The following is an 18,660-nucleotide window of genomic DNA, read 5'->3' on the forward strand; positions in this document are numbered from 1 at the left end:
ACCCCTTCCCCAAATAAAACCTATTATTTGTATTATATTGGATTTTGGTGTCAGGCACCACTCGTGGACAAATGTCCGTCTGGAGTGGACAGTATGTGAAATTTTCACATGGTGCCTGACACCGAATATTTTAGGCGGAAATGAAAAAGACTAACAAGTGTTCGGAGGTGGAATGGTGGAGCAGAAGGATTTTGAGAAAATATATGAACAGTATAAGCAGCAAAGTGAAGGGCAGGCGCGAGTGGATGCTGACCGTCAAATTCCTGATGGTAAGGAAGAGTTTGTTGCGGTTAAGAAGAATAATGACGGTGATATTATTGCGTTTAAAACCAACACTGGCAGGGAATTAGATTATATAACAGCTTTGGACGAAGCGAAGGCGGGAAACATTGCCAATGTCGATGTTTTTCATAAGTATGGCAGAGACATCATTCGCAGCGAACCGGATGGTATTAAGGAAAATAATCTAAGCGAATTGCCTGAGTTCTAGACCTTAAAACTGAGCGGCAGAGAGCGACCGCTCAGTTTTTTCGGAATAAGACAGGATGGAAGTTCATAAAACTAGTTGGTATACGGCTAAAAAAGGAGTAGTTTAATGCATTGGTATGAAAAGTTGAATCAATATTTCCCTATTGAAGAAATGAAATCAAAAGAGCATATGGAAACTTTGCTTAAAGAGCGGTCAGACATTTATCACAAGGATGAGGGACCGTATCATGTGCTGATGTATGCAGAACTAGACAAGTTTGTGTTTATTGATTACTTATTTGTGTCGACACAATCACGCGGTCAGGGCCTTGGACATAAGCTAATTGAAAAATTAAAGCGTAAAGGGAAGCCGATTATTCTCGAGGTGGAGCCTGTGAATTATGAGGACAGCGATACAGAAAAGCGTCTGCGTTTTTATAAGCGGGAAGGCTTCGAGCATGCGGCTGCCATTGGCTATGAGCGGAAGTCATTGGCAACAAATGAGATTAATAAAATGGAGATTCTTTATTGGGCCCCGCATCATGAATCGGAGGAAATGATTTTTGAGGCAATGAAAAAAACGTATGAGTTAATCCATACGTATAAGGATGAAAAGTTTTACGGCGAGTCGTATCAACCGACCGAAGAGGTTTTAACTTTTCAGGAGGAATCTGGGTCTGAAAATATTTTGGATAATGTGTGAACTGGGAAGCTTTGCTCGGGTGACGGGGTGAAGCTCTTTTTCCAGTTTCCAATTGGAGAGGGACAGCATAACAAATTCTATTGAGCGGGGATTTGAAAAAGATTGATCTTTTTTAATCTAGTCTTGTCGCCAATAGCGCCTATTGGAAACATTTTGTCCAATTTTAACTCAAGTCTTGTTGCCAATACCGGCTATTGGAAACACTTTGCCAATCTTAACTCGAGTATTGTCGCCAATAGCGCCTATTGGAAACACTTTGTCCAATTTTAACTCAAGTATTGTCGCCAATACCGGCTATTGGAAACACTTTGTCCAATTTTAACTCGAGTATTGTCGCCAATAGCGCCTATTGGAAACACTTTGTCCAATTTTAACTCAAGTATTGTCGCCAATACCGGCTATTGGAGACACTTTGTCCAATTTTAACTCAAGTCTTGTTGCCAATATCACCTTTAAATGATACTGAATAAAAAAAGAGCCCAAGAGATAAATCTCCAAGGCTCATTTTCCATGGTTAAGCACGAGCAAGCTCATACTCCTTAATTTTATCCTCATAAGTTAAAGTAACGCCAATTTCATCCCAGCCGTTTAACAACATCTCTTTAGGATATGGGGCGATATCGAAGCGAATTTCAAATCCATCATTATCAGAAACAACTTGATCCTCAAGGTTTACTGTTAATGAGTACCCTTCAGATTGAGCTTTTTCCATAATCGTCTGTACTTGCTCTTCACTTGCTTGGACCGCAAGGATGCCGTTTTTCACACAGTTATTTTTAAAAATATCAGCATAACTTGGGGCGATGATGACCTTGAAGCCGAAATCCTGAACAGCCCATGGTGCATGCTCACGGGAGGAGCCGCAGCCAAAGTTTTCGCCCGCCACTATGATCGAAGCTCCTTTGTATTGTGGAGCATTTATCACGAAATCAGGATTAGGGTTACCATTATCATCAAAACGCCAATTATAAAATAGGAATTGTCCAAAGCCGCTGCGTTCAATTCGCTTTAAAAACTGCTTCGGAATAATTTGGTCTGTGTCGACGTTTGTCCGGTCTAGCGGGCAAACAAGTCCTTGGTGTATACGTAGCGGTTCCATCGTTACATTACCTCCTGTGCAGTGAACTTACGGACATCAACGAAATGACCAGCAATCGCTGCTGCCGCTGCCATTTCCGGGCTGACAAGATGGGTGCGTGCGCCTTTGCCTTGACGACCTTCAAAGTTTCGGTTAGACGTAGAAGCACATCGCTCTCCGGATGGAATGATATCGTCGTTCATTCCTAAGCACATGCTACAGCCGGCGTCGCGCCATTCAAAGCCTGCATCTTTAAATACCTGATCTAAGCCTTCTTTTTCAGCAGCTAATTTAACGCTGAATGAACCTGGAACAACAATCGCTCTGACAGAAGGATCAACTTGTTTGCCGCGGATCACTTCAGCTGCTTTACGTAAGTCGCTTAGACGGGAGTTTGTACAAGAACCGATGAACACATGATCAATTTTCACGCTTGCAATCGGCTGGCCAGCTTCAAGTCCCATATATTCAAGGGCGCGTTTGATTTCGTCCTTTTCGCTTGCCTTTTCCGCATCCTCAGGGCTCGGAACGTTGGCAGTAACCGGAATACACATGCCAGGGTTCGTGCCCCAAGTTACTTGTGGTTCCACTTCTGCCGCATTGATTTCAACAACGGTATCATACGTGGCACCTTCATCCGTAGCCAGTGCTTTCCAGCGGGAAGCTGCTTCTTCAAAGGCTTCACCTTGCGGAACATGACGGCGTCCACGTAAATATTCAACGGTAGTTTCATCTGGTGAAATGAGACCGGCTCTCGCGCCGCCTTCAATAGACATGTTACAAACCGTCATGCGCTCTTCCATAGACATTTCACGAATTGCTTCACCTGTATATTCAATCACATAGCCGGTTCCAAATTTAACGCCAAATTTGCCGATAATCGCTAAGATTAAGTCTTTAGCGGTAACGCCAGTTCCCAGCTTGCCGTTAATTTTTACATTTAACGTTTTTGGGGGTGCCTGCCAAAGTGTTTGCGTAGCAAGGACGTGTTCTACCTCGCTTGTCCCGATTCCAAAAGCAAGCGCTCCGAACGCACCGTGTGTAGATGTATGACTGTCCCCGCAGACAATTGTTTTTCCTGGCTGGGTAAGACCAAGCTCAGGGCCGATGACGTGGACAATCCCATTATCAGGGTGATGGATATCAGCAAGGGTAACGTCGAATTCTTGGCAATTTTGTTTTAACGTGTCCATTTGTTTCTTAGAAATGGGATCATTGATAATATGACGTTCACGAGTTGGAACGTTGTGGTCCATTGTGGCATAAGTTAGGTCCGGGCGGCGGACTTTGCGGCCGTTCATGCGAAGACCTTCAAACGCCTGTGGAGAGGTAACCTCGTGGACAAGATGCAAATCAATATATAGAAGATCTGGTTTTCCTTCCTCTTGATGGACAACATGCTGTTCCCAAATTTTTTGGATGATATTTTTTGGCGTTTGCATAGTGTTCCTTCCTCACGTTAATAGATTTTTTATTGTATTAAAAATGACGGGTAAACCGCCGTCATAAAAGTGCGGTTTACCCACCCGTAAATGAATTAATAGTAGCAGCTGGCGATACATTTAGAAGCGTGTTGAGATTTAATATAGTCAACCACTAAACGTGTCATTTCTTCTGTGCCGACTTTGCGACCATTTTCAACCTTAAGATCACCTGTATGGAATCCGGAATCAAGGATGGCCTGAACGGCATCTTCGATTAAGTTCGCTTCGTTATTCAATTCGAATGAATAGCGGAGCATAAGTGCAGCTGATAAAATCATCGCGAGCGGATTAGCGATGCCTTTGCCGGCAATATCCGGTGCAGAACCGTGGACAGGCTCATAGAGGCCGACACCCGATTCATTTAAGCTGGCAGAAGGGAGCATCCCAAGCGAACCAGTTAATACAGAAGCCTCATCGCTTAAAATATCACCAAACATATTCTCGGTAACAATTACATCGAAATGAGTTGGATTAGTGATCAGCTTCATGGCAGCGGCATCAACCAATATATGTTCAACTGCGACATCTGGATATTGGGATTTCTTCTCCTCGACGACTTCACGCCAAAGCTTGCTTGACTCAAGGACGTTGGCTTTGTCGACAGAGGCAAGTCGGCCGAGGCGTCCCTGTGCTGCCTGGAATGCCTTATCTACAATTCTCTCAATCTCATGGCGGGTATAGGCAAGTGTATCGACAACGACCTGACCATTTTCACGACGTTCACTTGGAGTTCCGAAATAAATCCCGCCGGTTAATTCACGAACAATAAGGAGGTCGCTCCCTGAAATCACTTCTTCCTTTAATGGAGATGCATGCAACAGGTTTTTGAATCCTTTGATTGGTCTTAAGTTGGCATATAAATCAAGTGCTTTACGGATTCCCAGCAAACCCCGTTCCGGACGTAGATGAGAAGGATTTTGATCCCATTTTGGTCCGCCGACGGCACCAAGCAATACGGCATCTGCCAGTTTACAGGCTTCTACTGTTGAATCGGGCAGGGGAGTGCCGCAACTGTCAATGGCTGCTCCTCCGATTTCATGGGTCTCAAAGTTGAATGTGTGATTAAACTCTTCCGCAATCGCGGACAATACTTCCTTTGCGGAATTCATAACTTCCTTACCGATCCCATCACCGGGAAGTAAAACAATACGTTTTTTCATAAGAGCAACCTCCTTATATATTTGAAAAAGTTGTGGTGCCTGACACCAAATTAATTAAGTGTTGGTGCCTGACACCAAATTTGAAACCAATCATTGCCGCCAACTAGCACACAATTAAATTGCTGGTTCTTTAACAGAAATTGTGTGGTTAAGGAATACCCGGTTCACGGCGTTGATGAATGCTTTTGCGGATGCTTCCAATACGTCTTGGGCAGAGCCGCGTCCGCTGACGTTAGTGCCATTGACTGTCATTTTGACATGGACTTCGGCAAGGGCATCACGTCCGCTGCCTACAGAGCTTAGGTTAAAATCAGTCAGATAAATATCTTCCTTAATTAATGCCTCTAAAGTGTTGTATAAAGCTTCGACGCTTCCACTTCCGGTACGTGCCGTTTCAACTTTGATTCCTTCTGGAGTTGTTAAGGCAACTGTAGCAGTTGGCAGGTTAGCGGAGCCATATTGAACCTGGAATGCAACCAAGTCATATTTTTTCACATCTACAGCAGCTGTTTGAATATCTATTAGAATGGTAAATAGATCTTCATCGGTTACTTCTTTCTTGCGGTCGGTTAATTGTTTGAAAGCTGTGAATGCTTCGTTCAGCTTATCTTGGGATAACTCAAAGCCCATATGCTCGATTTTATCTTTAAAAGCATGGCGTCCTGAGTGTTTACCTAGAACAAGGTCATTGGACTGCACTCCGACCATTTCAGGAGTAATAATTTCATAGGTTAAGGCATTTTTTAACACGCCGTCCTGGTGAATTCCTGATTCATGGGCAAATGCATTTTTACCGACAACCGCTTTATTGCCAGGAACTTTCATGCCGGTAAAGCGGCTGACCAGGTCGCTGGTGCGTTTGATTTCTTTTAAAACTAGATTTGTTGTGTAAGGGTAGCGATCCTTACGAATATTTAAGGCAACGGCGATTTCTTCTAAAGATGCATTACCGGCACGTTCTCCGATTCCATTGATGGTGCCTTCCACTTGTGTAACCCCGTTTTCAATCGCTGCTAGTGAGTTGGCAACTGCCATTCCTAAGTCATCGTGACAGTGACAGGAAAGGGCCGCCTTGTGAATGTTTGGAACATTTTCTCGAATATAACGGAACATCCGGCCGTATTCTTCCGGGGTTGTATAACCAACTGTATCTGGAAGATTAATGACAGTTGCTCCGGCATCGATTACCTTCGTAATGATTTGAACGAGAAAATCAAGTTCTGAACGGGAAGCATCTTCAGCTGACCACTCTACATGCGTAAACTTTTGTTTCGCATAAGAGACCATGTCAACTGCTGTTTGCATCACCTGCTCAGGGGTTTTCATCAGTTTATATTGCATATGGATAGGGGAGGTTGCAATGAAAACATGCAATCTTGGTTCTGCTGCATCTTTTAAGGCATCCCACGCAATGTCAATGTCCGATTTAGTTGCCCGTGCCAAGCCGGTAACGGAAGAATTCTTGATTGTTCTAGCAATGGCTCTTACCGCTTCGAAATCTCCTTGAGAGGAAGCCGGGAAGCCGGCCTCCATAATGTCAACGCCAAAACGCTCCAGCTGTCTGGCAATCTCCAATTTTTCAAGCTGGTTTAAATTTACACCAGGGGACTGTTCGCCATCACGTAAGGTTGTGTCAAAGATGTTAACGTGAACCATTTACCACCACTTCCTTCTTCTCGTTTACTGGCTTCTTAATAAATGGCATTAATGCACGAAGCTCGCGTCCGACTTGCTCAATTAAATGATTGTTTTCAGCGCGGTTGATGGCATTAAATTGCGGACGGTTTGCTTGGTTCTCCAAGATCCAGCCATGAGCAAATTTTCCAGTTTGGATATCTTTTAATACTTCTTTCATGCGTGCTTTTGTATCTTCATTTACTACGCGTGGTCCTGATACGAAATCGCCCCATTGTGCAGTATCAGAGATAGAGTAGCGCATGTTTTCAAAGCCGCCTTCGTATAAAAGGTCAACGATTAATTTCAATTCATGTAAACACTCGAAGTAAGCAACTTCAGGCTGATAACCTGCTTCAACAAGTGTTTCAAAGCCTGCTTTGATCAGAGCAGTTGTACCGCCGCAAAGAACTGCCTGCTCACCGAAAAGGTCTGTTTCTGTCTCTTCTTGGAAGGTAGTTCCTAATACACCTGCACGTGCAGCGCCGATTCCTTTAGCATAAGCAAGGGCAAGGTCTTTCGCTTGACCAGTGTAGTCTTGGTAAACCGCATAAAGGGCAGGAACGCCGGCACCTTCAGTGTAAGTACGACGAACTAAGTGTCCAGGTCCTTTTGGAGCTACTAGGAATACGTCTACATCAGCAGGAGGTACGATTTGGTTAAAATGAACGTTGAAGCCGTGGGCGAAAACTAATGCATTTCCAGCTTCAAGGTTAGGCTTAATGCTTTCGTTGTAAACTTTTGGCTGCATTTCGTCTGGAAGAAGGATCATGATTACATCTGCTTGTGCAGTAGCTTCAGCAACAGTGGTAACCTCAATACCATCTTCAACTGCTTTATCCCAAGATTTACCTTGACGTAAACCAACAACTACATCAAATCCGCTTTCCTTTAAGTTAAGGGCATGGGCATGGCCTTGTGATCCGTAGCCGATGATTGCGATTTTCTTTCCTTGTAAAACTGCCTCTTGAATATCTCCGTTATAAAGTACTTTTGCCATTGTTAAGTCATCCTCTCAAAAATAGTAGTTTATTTTATCCCGCTTTAACGGGCAGTAATTCCCACTTTAAATGCTCAGCTTATTCGGGCAGTATAAGTGGGATTAACTGCCCGTAAAAGCCCGATTGGTTCAACTAACACTCAGTGGAAAATTCACCACTGAGTGAAGTTTCACTTTAATAGTGAATATGTTGCTAACTCATTTACTTGTGGCTGGTGGCCGCGTAAGAAGGCGGTCAGGCCGGTTCTGGCAATTTCTTTAATGCCAAATGGTCGAAGTAAGTCGATTAAGGCATCAACTTTTTCATGCTTGCCTGTTACTTGGACGGTAATGCTTTCTTTACATACATCCACAATAATCGCGCGGAATGGGTCGATAAGACCGTTAATTTCGCTTCGCAGCTGTGAACTAGATGTTACTTTGATCAGGGCAAGTTCCCGAGCAACAATTGCCTTGTCGGTAATATCGGAAACCTTTAACACATCAATTTGCTTGTTTAATTGTTTAGTAACCTGTTCTAAACGTTGATCGTCTTCTACCTCGACAACAAGGGTCATTTTTGAAATGCCTTCAGTTTCAGTAGGACCGACGGAAATGCTGGAAATATTAAATTGCCGCCTTTGCAACAGCCCAGTCACGCGATTTAGAACACCGCTTCGATCTTGAACGGTTAATGTGATAATCCGTTTCATACTGGTTTCACCCCAATCATTTCATGAAGCCCTGCTCCAGGAGGCATCATTGGAAAAACTTTTTCCTGCTGCAGTACACGGCAGTCAACCAAAACTGGTCCGTTATAAGCAAATAATTCTGGCAGGGAAGCAATCAATTCTTCTTGATTATCAATCTTCATACCGCGAATTCCGTAGCTTTCAGCCAGTTTGACAAAATCAGGCTGTGTATTCAGCAAGGATTCGGAGATGCGATTGTCATATAATAGCTCCTGCCATTGTCGGACCATGCCAAGGGCTCCGTTATTGACGATAATGATTTTTACTGGCAGGTTTCTTTCATAAATGACCGATAATTCTTGAAGTGTCATTTGGAAACCGGCGTCACCAACAATTGCCACTACTGTGCTTTCCGGAGAGGCAATTTGTGCACCAATCGCTGCCGGGAAGCCAAAGCCCATTGTTCCAAGGCCGCCTGAAGTGATCCAGCGGTGAGGCTCATTGAATGTGTAGTATTGAGCAGCCCACATTTGATGCTGGCCGACATCGGTAGCCACAATCGCTTCACCATTTGTCACTTTATGCACCGCTTCAATCAGCCACTGCGGGCACATACCGTCTGGGTCATGCTTATACCAAAGCGGGAAGTCCTGCTTGAATTCTCTTAATTTTTCCAGCCACTCCTCAGCGTTTGGCGAGTCTCCGGCTTGATTAAGCAGTTCGACTAAAGCCACTTTCGCATCTGCAACGATTGGAATTTGGGTTGGCACGTTTTTACCAATTTCCGCTGGATCAATATCGATGTGCGCCACTTTCGCGAATGGTGCGAAGTGCTTTAGATTCCCTGTCAGCCGGTCATCAAAGCGGGCCCCAAAGTTGATTAATAAATCACTTTCGTACAGAGCCATGTTGGCCGCATAGGTTCCATGCATACCGCCCATTCCTAAGGAAAGCGGATTGTCAGCAGGGAAGGTTCCAAGGCCGAGCAGAGTAGTGACAACTGGAATGTTGTGTTTTTCAGCAAAGGCCGCTAATTCTTCAGATGCCTTTGCATGAAGGATGCCGGCACCTGCTAAAATAACCGGCTTCTTTGCTTTAGCCAATGATTCCGCCAATTTTTTGATTTGTAGCGGGTTAGGCTTATACGTTGGCTGATAGCCCGGTAAATCCATAGCTGCTTCTTCCACAACTCCGGAGACAGCTCCAGATGTTATGTCCTTTGGAAGATCGACTAAGACCGGTCCTGGTCTGCCTGTAGAAGCAATGTGAAAAGCTTCCTTTACGATTCTTGGTAAATCGGCAATGGACTGCACTTGATAATTATGTTTCGTGATAGGTGTTGTAATCGCCATAACGTCAGCTTCTTGGAAGGCATCTGTTCCAATGACAGAGCGTGCAACCTGTCCGGTAAATACCACGAGCGGTAAAGAATCCATCATGGCGTCTGTAATTCCAGTGACCAGGTTGGTTGCTCCGGGACCTGAAGTCGCTAAGACGACTCCCGGTTTTCCAGTAATTCGGGCATATCCTTCTGCTGCATGAATCATACCTTGTTCATGACGGAAAAGAATGTGGCCAATCCGGTCTTTAGCTCGATAAATGGCATCATAGATTGGCAGCACGGCACCTCCCGGATAGCCGAAAATTGTTTCAACACCTTCTTTTATCAATAGATCGATGAGAAGGTCTGCACCTGTTTTTGGTGCGGTACTGGTTTGGAATTCCAGCTTTGCTTCTACTTTCACGTCTGTCCCTCCTTATGGGTATTTGAATATTTGAAAAACTCAGCATTTGGCTGTGTAATGAAAAAACAAAAGAAAAAGGCCTAGTTCTCTCCAAATAAACTGCATCCAATACATCATCAGCAGAATAATCGGGGAGAAAAAGGCCTTCATTTTCTCGGTACCACCCGGATTCACAGCATCCTTACGAATACTGCCTTATGAAGCGTTGAATAAAGCGAACGCTTCGTTTTGGTAACAGGTGCCTTAAGATGACACCTGGTTAAACCTACTAAGTTGTAACCGTTCAGTTTAACACTCCGGGATGAGACGAGAATAAGTTGTATTACTGGGCTTCCAGCAACCCCAGCTCTCTGGAAATACAAGTTCTTATTCCTATGTTCCCGTCATCGATTTTACGATTATGAATTTGTCAACAGATGTTTTTAGTACCTTATCTTCTTTGATGAAGGGGAGGGGTACTAACGTTTCCCTGTAAGTTTTTATTTTGAGTATTGTCTAGCTCCAGCGCCCTAACGGCTAGTGTCCTTCGGTCTCCGCCCTACGATAAGTCAACATCGAATCGCCGTCGGCTCTTCGTGTTTCCTTTATCTCAGTTGGAGCCCTCCACAAGGAAAGCTTCGGCAGCATAGGCATCGCACGAAGGAAAAGCGATAGCTTTTTCGAGGAGGCCATACGCCGCTGACCAGGGCGCTTCCGCTTTTCTTATATTTTCATAACTCCGCCGGTATTTGCGGAAGTAACAAGCTTTGCATATTTTGCAAGATAACCAGATTTAATTTTTGGTTCTGGTTTCACCCAGTTGCGGCGTCTTTCTGCAAGTTCTTCATCATCAACGAGAAGTTCAATCGAACGAGCAGCTAAGTCAATTAAAATTTTATCGCCATTTTGTATTAAAGCGATTGGACCGCCTTCAGCTGCCTCTGGTGAAATGTGACCGATCGAGATTCCGCGGCTTGCACCTGAAAACCGTCCGTCAGTGATGAGGGCAACTTCTTTATCAAGACCCCGTCCGGCAATGGCTGATGTTGGAGCGAGCATTTCCGGCATTCCGGGTCCGCCTTTAGGACCTTCATAGCGGATGACTACGACATCGCCTGACTTAACTGTGCCATTATTGATATTTTCTTGTGCTTCATCTTGAGAATCGAAGACAATGGCTTCACCCAAGAAAGTTTTGATAGAAGGATCAACTGCACCAACTTTGATTACACCGCCATCTGGGGCAATATTTCCATAAAGAATGGAAAGACCGCCAACATGGCTGTAAGGATTATCTTTTGTACGGATAACAGTATCATTTAGGATTGTTGCATCCTTCACATTTTCAGCTAAAGTTTTTCCGGTGATAGTGATACAGTCTTTATTCAAAGCACCTTCAACTTTACATAGTTCATTGAGAATGGCGCTGACGCCCCCAGCCCGTTCAACATCATCCATTGAATAATTAGAGGCTGGCATTAACTTTGCAAGATAAGGGACTTTTTCAGCAATTTTATTGATATCACGCAAATCATATTCGATTCCAGCTTCATGTGCGATAGCCAATGTATGAAGAACTGTATTGGTCGAACCGCCCATGGCCATGTCGAGCGCGAATGCATTATCAAATGCTTCTTTTGTCATGATATCGCGTGGACGAATATCTTTTTTAACAAGCTCAATTAAATGCTTGGCAGCCTGTTTGATCAGTTCATGTCTTTGGTCGGAAGTTGCAACGATTGTTCCGTTACCTGGAACGGTCATCCCTAACACTTCCATTAGACAGTTCATAGAGTTTGCAGTAAACATGCCAGAACATGAACCGCATGTAGGACATGCATTTTGTTCAATATCAAGTAGTTCCTGCTGTGTCATCGTACCATTATGGTAGGCACCAACCCCTTCAAATACTGAAGTAAGGGAAAGTGGTTTGCCTGATGAGCTGACACCGGCTTCCATTGGACCGCCTGAGACAAATACCGACGGGACATTGGTTCTGGCTGCTGCCATTAACATTCCGGGTGTAATTTTGTCACAGTTAGGAATGTAGAAAACACCATCGAACCAGTGAGCATTAATCACTGTTTCGGCACTGTCTGCGATAATTTCGCGGCTTGGGAGTGAGTAACGCATGCCAATATGACCCATGGCAATACCGTCATCGACGCCAATTGTATTAAATTCAAATGGGATACCCCCGGCTTCGCGGATGGCCTCCTTAACAATTTCCCCGAAATGATTAAGGTGTTTATGTCCCGGGATTATTTCAATAAACGAGTTACAGACACCGATAAACGGTTTATCCAAATCGCTCGTCTTGATTCCGGTTGCGTATAAAAGACTTCGGTGGGGAGCCCGGTCCACCCCTTTTTTAATCATATCGCTGCGCATCAATAAGCGCCTCCTCTTACTTACTACGGCTATGGTTTGCTGCTATGGTGGAAGAATAAGTAAATCCGTTTTGATATAACAGCATTTGCGAATCCTTGAAAAATTATGAATTATTTCAAGAGATAAACGCTTTAATTGATTAAACACTCATTTTAAAAGAAAAGCCTTGTTTTCATCCGTTTGTGGATCTGGATCTGAAAAGGCGTTTTTAGTATGAGGTCTTTGTTAGCGATAATCATACAACCAAAAGTTAACTCGGTCAACACAAAAATCAGACAATTCAAATTAGTCAAATATAGTGGTAGCGTTTCCAATCTTGTTGTAATAAGGTTGTTAGGCAAATAAAAAAATTATGAATTTTTTTGTAGCAATTTTTAGCAATGTAAATGTTGTGGAAATAATAGAGAAATGTGGATAAAACGGATGAAATAACGGACGGTTTTACACGATAAATAGAACTATTTTTTATACAAAAGGAAAAATATTTAAGGCTAATAGATCCGTCAGGCTAAAAAGTTATTTTGAAAATATTTACATATTATGAAATGTGTCAAACTAGGATAGTAAAAAAGGCATGTTTTTAAAAATTGGGGCGTACCTATAGAAGAAAGAGATATTTAAACATGTTCAAGATCAATCTATTAAATAACCTATTGGAAAGTTAGGAATATAATTGAATAAAAGGATTTTAAAAGGTATAATCTATTATATTCGGAATATTATTAAAATTTTAACTAGAAGCCCTTTTAAAAAAATATTAGGAGGCCAATGATGAAGAAATTAAAACTAGTGTTAACAATGGTAACTGCTGCTTTTGTCTTGCTTCTAACGGCATGCGGGACTAGTGAAACAAGCGGTGAAAATGGCGGGAAAAGTGAGGAGAAAACCTTAAGGGTCGTTACTGATGCGGCCTATGCACCGTTTGAATACTTGGACAAGGGAGAGGTTACCGGATTTAGTGTTGATTTTATCAATGCTGTTGCGAAGCAGGCTGGCTACAAGGTTAAAATTGAGAATGTTGGCTGGGATCCATTATTTGTAGAAATCGAAGGGAAAACAGCAGATTTAGCGATTTCATCTATCACGATTAACGATAAACGAAAAAAAACCTATGATTTTACGGTTCCATACTTCTTATCTACGAACAAAATTATGGTGCCGAAAGAGAGTCCAATTAAAAGTGCCGGCGATCTAAAGGGGAAAACTGTCGCCGTTCAAAATGGTACAACCGGACAGGAAGCGGTCGAGAAGATGTTCGGTGCGGAAAATAAAAATCTTAAAAAGTTTGAGAATAATAATCTGGCAATCATGGAGTTAAAAAGCGGCGGTGCCGACGCAGTGGTTGCTGATAATACTGTGGTAGAGGAATATGTAAAAAATAATCCAAAGGACAATCTTGTGGTCATTGAGGATACAAATGCCTTTGAAAAAGAGTTTTATGGCGTGTTGTTTCCTAAGGGAAGCAAGTTAAGGGGAGAATTCGATAAGGCGATAAAAGAAATTATGGAAAACGGGGAATACGCAAAAGTCTATAAAAAATGGTTTAATATCGAACCGGATTTGACGGATATTAAAGCACAGCAATAAGAAAAGAGGAATGACACCAGCCGCTAAGATGGTGGAGTTAGACAATAATAGTTTACTTTCTCTAAGATTGCGTAACTCTTTTAAATTAGCAGTTACGCAATTTTTTTCTATATTTAGGAATTAAGCAGCTTAAGATTTTTAGGGGGACTAAAAAATGGATATTCAATGGGACATACTTGCTGAATACGCACCATATTTTGCAAAAGGAACACTGCTGACAATTGGTCTTTCGCTCGCAGGTATCTTAATTGGATGTATTCTTGGATTGTTCATAGGCCTTGGGAAAATGGTAAGGAATAAGTTCATTGCATTTCCGTTTAATTGCTATATTGCCTTTTTTCGCGGGACGCCATTAATGGTGCAAATATTATTAATTCACTTTGGCGTGATACCGCCTATTTTAGGAACAACAAATGCCATTGTTGCTGCCATTGTGGCGCTTTCATTAAATTCTGCGGCATATGTTTCGGAAATTTTCCGGGCCGGAATTCAGTCAATCGATAAAGGACAAATGGAAGCTGCCCGATCTTTAGGAATGAATCATGTACAAGCCATGCGTTTTGTCATTTTGCCACAGGCCTTCAAACGAATGATCCCGCCGCTGGGAAATGAATTCGTTGTTTTAATTAAGGACTCATCTCTTGCAGCTATTATCGCTGCACCGGAATTGATGTATTGGGGACGGGCTATGCAGGGGCAATACTACCGCCCGTGGGAACCTTATATTACCGCAGCACTTATTTATTTTGTGTTAACTTTTTCGTTAAGCCTGCTGCTATCTCGACTTGAAAGAAGGTTGACGACAGAATGATTGAAGTGAAAAATTTGAACAAGGCATTTGGACATAATGAAGTGCTTAAAGGGATTAATGCAACGATTAAGCCGCAGGAAGTAGTGGTCGTCATCGGACCGTCGGGCTCAGGGAAATCAACTTTTCTCCGCTGTATTAATTTGCTGGAAACGATCACCGCCGGTCATGTGCTGATTGAAGGAATTGATATTACGGATAAAAAAACAGATATCAACAAGGTGCGCACCGAGGTAGGGATGGTATTCCAGCAATTTAATTTATTTCCTCATAAAACAGTGATTGAAAATATTATGCTTGCTCCGATGAAGGTAAGGAAGGCTTCAACTGAAAAGGCACGCGCCAAAGGAATGGAGCTTCTGCGAAAAGTCGGATTGGAGAATAAAGCAGAGGTGTATCCCGATTCCTTATCAGGCGGGCAAAAACAGCGGGTGGCGATCGCAAGAGCATTGGCAATGGAACCGAAAATCATGCTCTTTGATGAACCAACATCGGCTCTTGACCCGGAAATGGTCGGCGAAGTATTAGAGGTTATGAAGCAATTAGCCAAGGAAGGGATGACAATGGTGGTCGTGACCCATGAAATGGGCTTTGCCCGCGAGGTGGGCGACCGGGTGCTGTTTATGGACGGAGGCTTCATTGTTGAAGAGGGCATCCCGAAGGAAATTTTCGAAAATCCAAAAGAAGAGCGCACAAAGGCTTTTTTAAGTAAAGTGTTATAGAATAGAGGGGAGGCTGCTGTGCTGCGGCAGCCCCTATTTATTTTGAAACAGTTTTTGTCTTTGAAATGAAATACAACTGACACCTTTTTGCCCAAAACATTTGCTAAAATGTAAAAATTGAGACTGAAAATGTCAATTAGTATCGAATAATGTAGAGAATAATTATGTCACTTTTCCATATGAATGATATAGAGTTTGCAATTGGAGGGGGAAAGCAATGACTTTAGAGCAGCAATTAATTCAAAAAACATACTATCAAATGTTCATCGATGAACATGAAAATATACATCCGATTCGAGTCCTGGGAGAGGCATTTCAGGAAGAGGCGCAAAAGGATCTGCCGGACCTTTCGAATATCCGCTTTGCTCAGGGAGAAGTGTATTTTCACAACAAAGATTTCGAGACTGCCATTTATAAATGGGAAAACATTGCTAATGAACTGGAGCCATGGGCGAAAAAGAACAAGGCGGATGCGTACTATGAGTTAGGCATGGGTTCGACTGCAGAGGATATTTATACTGCGATTCAAACCGATGATCCAACCTTGAATGCGGAAGTGGCATTGAAATTATTTTCCTTGTACCTTGACCGCGGTAAGCTGGATGCAGCCGTCTCAACGATTAAAAAGATTGTTCTGCAGAACCCTGATTATCCAAATGTAACAGAGATTGCCCGGAGCTTTTTTGAAGAGCGGGAGGATTGGGGAAATGCTGTCGAGCTTGCTGTGAATGAGGCAAAACGGACAGAGTCTCTTAAATGGTTTGATATTCTTCTAGATTATGTTGAAAAAGGTGTAACGAAATCCTTTGCTCCCAACTATTTCTCACATGCTCTAGCCATGCTTTATTATCAAAATCAGCAAAAGTTTGAGCAGCTTGTTGCAGCGTTTTGGAACAGCGGCAGTGAGGAAGAATCGTACTTTACCTGGGTAAATGAAATCAATCACCTGCTATTAAATCTTGATTTACAACGCAGTGACGGATGGACCGTACTGTCGCAGCTTCATAAAGAGGCTTATTTTGACTTGATTGGCGGGAAATATTTCATTAAGCAGCTTCATGACTATATCCCGGACCTGTTAACCAACTGGATTCGCCTTGCTGACCAAAATCATGTCGTCCCAGCCTCGGCAGCCGTTTTATCATGGAATGAATTATTTCCGGCAAGCCTCAGTGTCACGATTGTAAAAGAGGCTGAAAATCTCATTAGCACGACCGAAATCGAGTTAAATGAGTTAGAGGAGTGCCTGACACTGTTTAATTCCATTATGGATTGGGCTGAAGCTCATGATATGGGTTCTAATAACAGGGTGAAATGGATGGTCGAGCAGTTGACTGACTTTGAAACGTATCACTTGCTAGTGACCGGGCTTAGCGGCAGCGGCAAATCCACTTTTGTTAACAATTTGTTTGATGAAGATTTGCAGGATAGTCCTACGTCTACTGTGGTGATGTTTAAAAATGCTGACGGGCAGGAAATCACCGAAATTACCGATTTCGAGATTACAAGACTGGAAGAGTTTGCTGATTTCCAAGAGCGAATGGATCGAATGCGAAATGCGTTGGAATCTGTTATCGAATTTCAACACCCAAATGGATTTTTACAGGAAAACGGCTTAGCTATTATGGACACACCGGGATTAAAAGGGAACCATCATGACCGATACGAGGTTTTGAAAAACTTCCATGTCGCTGATACGATTTTGTTTGTACTAGATTCCAATGCACCGTTTAGTGATAAAGAAAGAGCAGCCCTTAAGCAAATTCAGGAGCTCGCTCCGGATATTCCGGTTCATTTTTTACTTAGTAAGATGGATACCATCGCAAATGAAAATGATGCAATACGGATTTATCAGGAAGCGAAAGGGACAATTCATGGCTTGCTGCCGGATGCCAAGTTATTCGCCTTCTCTTCGCAGTATGATCAGCAGACACAGATGAACGAGCTGCAGGAGTTTATACAGTCAATTAAACATACTAGAAATCTTGAAGATAAACGGTTAGCGAAGCTGTTATATTATATCCGAACCATGCTCTCCAGCTTTTTACAAAAGCGGATGGATGTCGAAAATCAATTGGCAGAAGCCGTACGCTGGAATGAAGAAATGCATACGAAGCTAAATGGCGCGGTGAACCAAATGCATGATGTGGTCGCTAATAAGACAGAGACGCTCGCTAAGTCTTACCGTTCGATTAAGGAAGCGATGGAGGAGGAAATTGCCGCCGCGGTTCCAAAGATGCTTCAGGAATGCTCCGAATTGATTAAAGAGGACAGCAATTTCAGCCGAATTCATTTAGACTTGAATGATGAAATGAACAGCAGGCTGCAGGAGTTCTTGGAAGAGCAAATGATGCCGAAATATTACCGCGAACTGCAGGATTGGATTGGAAAATGCACAGAGGAATTTGACCAGAGTCAAGAATTTCTGAATGAACTTGCAGATGGTTTTAACAGCATGTACGGTGAAGAACGTCTAACGCTTTCTTGTGATTTTAAAGTGCTGGATGACTGGCGCCGTGATACTGACCGGATGACCAGCGGCTTCCAGCTCGAAAGTGTAAATATCCTTCTGCGCCGGACACCTTCCCAGTTTTTACTAAAAAGTGCCGGCAAACTGTTTGGAGCCTTGTCGCAAAATAAAGCCATGCTTTACAACAAATACAAAGCGTTTGTACAAAACGAAGATTATACAGAAATTGCTGAAGATGTCGGGCGGCAGTTTTTCCAGCCGTTTGAGCTGTTTGAAAAATCGCTTGAGCGTGATGTCAGCATGTTTTTCAAAGGGCCGCTGGGCTGCTTGGATCGTGCGGTGGAAGAGGCAAGTGCAGAAATTCAAAGCAATCGAGAACAGCTGGACCTAATGAATACAAATCCGGAAATGTTCCGCGATCCGTTGACACTGTTCGAAGTACGCCTGCGCCAGTTCGAATGGATGACGGTTGCCGGAAAAGGCATTCAGACAGTATATTAGTGGTTTAGATTTTAGGGGGATGTCCTTTTGTGGGGGCGTCCTTCTTTTTTTATGGGTTACGTTGTTTTTGCTGTTGCTTTGGGAAAGGTGTTAGGTTTAGAGAGCACATGTTTGAAATGAAAGATGCTACCCGCTTTAAGAGGTTCATAGAACGCGAAATTAGGGAAAAGAAAAGAATCCGCGTACTATGAGAGGTTCATAGAGCGCGAAATTAGGAAA

General features: G+C 43.0%; 14 protein-coding genes. 6 read left to right on the top strand and 8 right to left on the bottom strand.

Annotated elements, in window-relative coordinates; genetic code table 11:
- Positions 1-175 precede the first annotated feature (175 nt).
- Positions 176-490 carry a DUF3892 domain-containing protein gene (locus A6749_RS17960; RefSeq protein ID WP_066393255.1) on the top strand — a complete coding sequence of 105 codons (315 nt, stop codon included), beginning with the start codon at positions 176-178 and terminating at the stop codon, positions 488-490.
- 105 nt (positions 491-595) lie between these two features.
- Positions 596-1,171 (top strand): GNAT family N-acetyltransferase, encoded by a 576-nt coding sequence (locus tag A6749_RS17965; protein ID WP_066393258.1) that lies wholly within the window; start codon positions 596-598, stop codon positions 1,169-1,171.
- A gap of 514 nt (positions 1,172-1,685) precedes the next feature.
- Here the strand turns inward: A6749_RS17965 and leuD are convergent.
- The 8 genes from leuD to ilvD form a co-directional block, all read right to left on the bottom strand.
- Complete coding sequence (gene leuD, locus A6749_RS17970; RefSeq protein ID WP_066393260.1) at positions 1,686-2,270, bottom strand: 3-isopropylmalate dehydratase small subunit; 585 nt, start codon at positions 2,268-2,270, stop codon at positions 1,686-1,688.
- A 2-nt stretch (positions 2,271-2,272) separates the two neighbouring features.
- Positions 2,273-3,691, bottom strand: coding sequence for a 3-isopropylmalate dehydratase large subunit (gene leuC / locus A6749_RS17975; protein ID WP_066393263.1), 1,419 nt, complete (start codon positions 3,689-3,691; stop codon positions 2,273-2,275).
- Positions 3,692-3,786: 95 nt separating this feature from the next.
- Positions 3,787-4,893: a 3-isopropylmalate dehydrogenase gene (gene leuB, locus A6749_RS17980; RefSeq protein ID WP_066393267.1), complete on the bottom strand. Its 1,107-nt coding sequence runs from the start codon at positions 4,891-4,893 to the stop codon at positions 3,787-3,789.
- 114 nt (positions 4,894-5,007) lie between these two features.
- A complete protein-coding gene (locus A6749_RS17985) occupies positions 5,008-6,549 on the bottom strand; it encodes a 2-isopropylmalate synthase (protein ID WP_066393270.1) in 1,542 nt (513 codons plus the stop codon).
- Positions 6,536-7,567 carry a ketol-acid reductoisomerase gene (gene ilvC / locus A6749_RS17990; protein WP_066393273.1) on the bottom strand — a complete coding sequence of 344 codons (1,032 nt, stop codon included), beginning with the start codon at positions 7,565-7,567 and terminating at the stop codon, positions 6,536-6,538. The genes A6749_RS17985 and ilvC overlap by 14 nt, the downstream gene beginning before the upstream one ends.
- Positions 7,568-7,737: 170 nt before the next feature.
- Entirely contained in the window at positions 7,738-8,259 is a 522-nt protein-coding gene (ilvN, locus tag A6749_RS17995) for an acetolactate synthase small subunit (RefSeq protein ID WP_066393283.1), read from the bottom strand.
- Complete coding sequence (ilvB, locus tag A6749_RS18000; protein ID WP_066393285.1) at positions 8,256-9,983, bottom strand: acetolactate synthase large subunit; 1,728 nt, start codon at positions 9,981-9,983, stop codon at positions 8,256-8,258. Before ilvB ends, ilvN begins: the two co-directional genes overlap by 4 nt.
- A gap of 702 nt (positions 9,984-10,685) precedes the next feature.
- Positions 10,686-12,353 carry a dihydroxy-acid dehydratase gene (gene ilvD / locus A6749_RS18005; RefSeq protein ID WP_066393291.1) on the bottom strand — a complete coding sequence of 556 codons (1,668 nt, stop codon included), beginning with the start codon at positions 12,351-12,353 and terminating at the stop codon, positions 10,686-10,688.
- 771 nt (positions 12,354-13,124) lie between these two features.
- On the opposite strand from ilvD, the gene A6749_RS18010 reads away from it, so the two are divergent.
- The 4 genes from A6749_RS18010 to A6749_RS18025 all read left to right on the top strand — a co-directional run bounded on the left by A6749_RS18010 (position 13,125) and on the right by A6749_RS18025 (position 18,441).
- Entirely contained in the window at positions 13,125-13,940 is an 816-nt protein-coding gene (locus A6749_RS18010) for a basic amino acid ABC transporter substrate-binding protein (RefSeq protein WP_066393293.1), read from the top strand.
- 154 nt (positions 13,941-14,094) lie between these two features.
- Entirely contained in the window at positions 14,095-14,751 is a 657-nt protein-coding gene (locus A6749_RS18015; RefSeq protein WP_066393295.1) for an amino acid ABC transporter permease, read from the top strand.
- Positions 14,748-15,470, top strand: coding sequence for an amino acid ABC transporter ATP-binding protein (locus tag A6749_RS18020; RefSeq protein ID WP_066393297.1), 723 nt, complete (start codon positions 14,748-14,750; stop codon positions 15,468-15,470). Before A6749_RS18015 ends, A6749_RS18020 begins: the two co-directional genes overlap by 4 nt.
- Positions 15,471-15,687: 217 nt before the next feature.
- Positions 15,688-18,441, top strand: a complete 2,754-nt coding sequence (locus A6749_RS18025) for a dynamin family protein (RefSeq protein WP_066393299.1) — start codon at positions 15,688-15,690, stop codon at positions 18,439-18,441.
- The last annotated feature ends 219 nt before the right edge of the window (positions 18,442-18,660 follow it).

This window comes from Neobacillus mesonae (genome assembly GCF_001636315.1).
Taxonomy (GTDB): Bacteria; Bacillota; Bacilli; order Bacillales; family Cytobacillaceae; genus Neobacillus; species Neobacillus mesonae.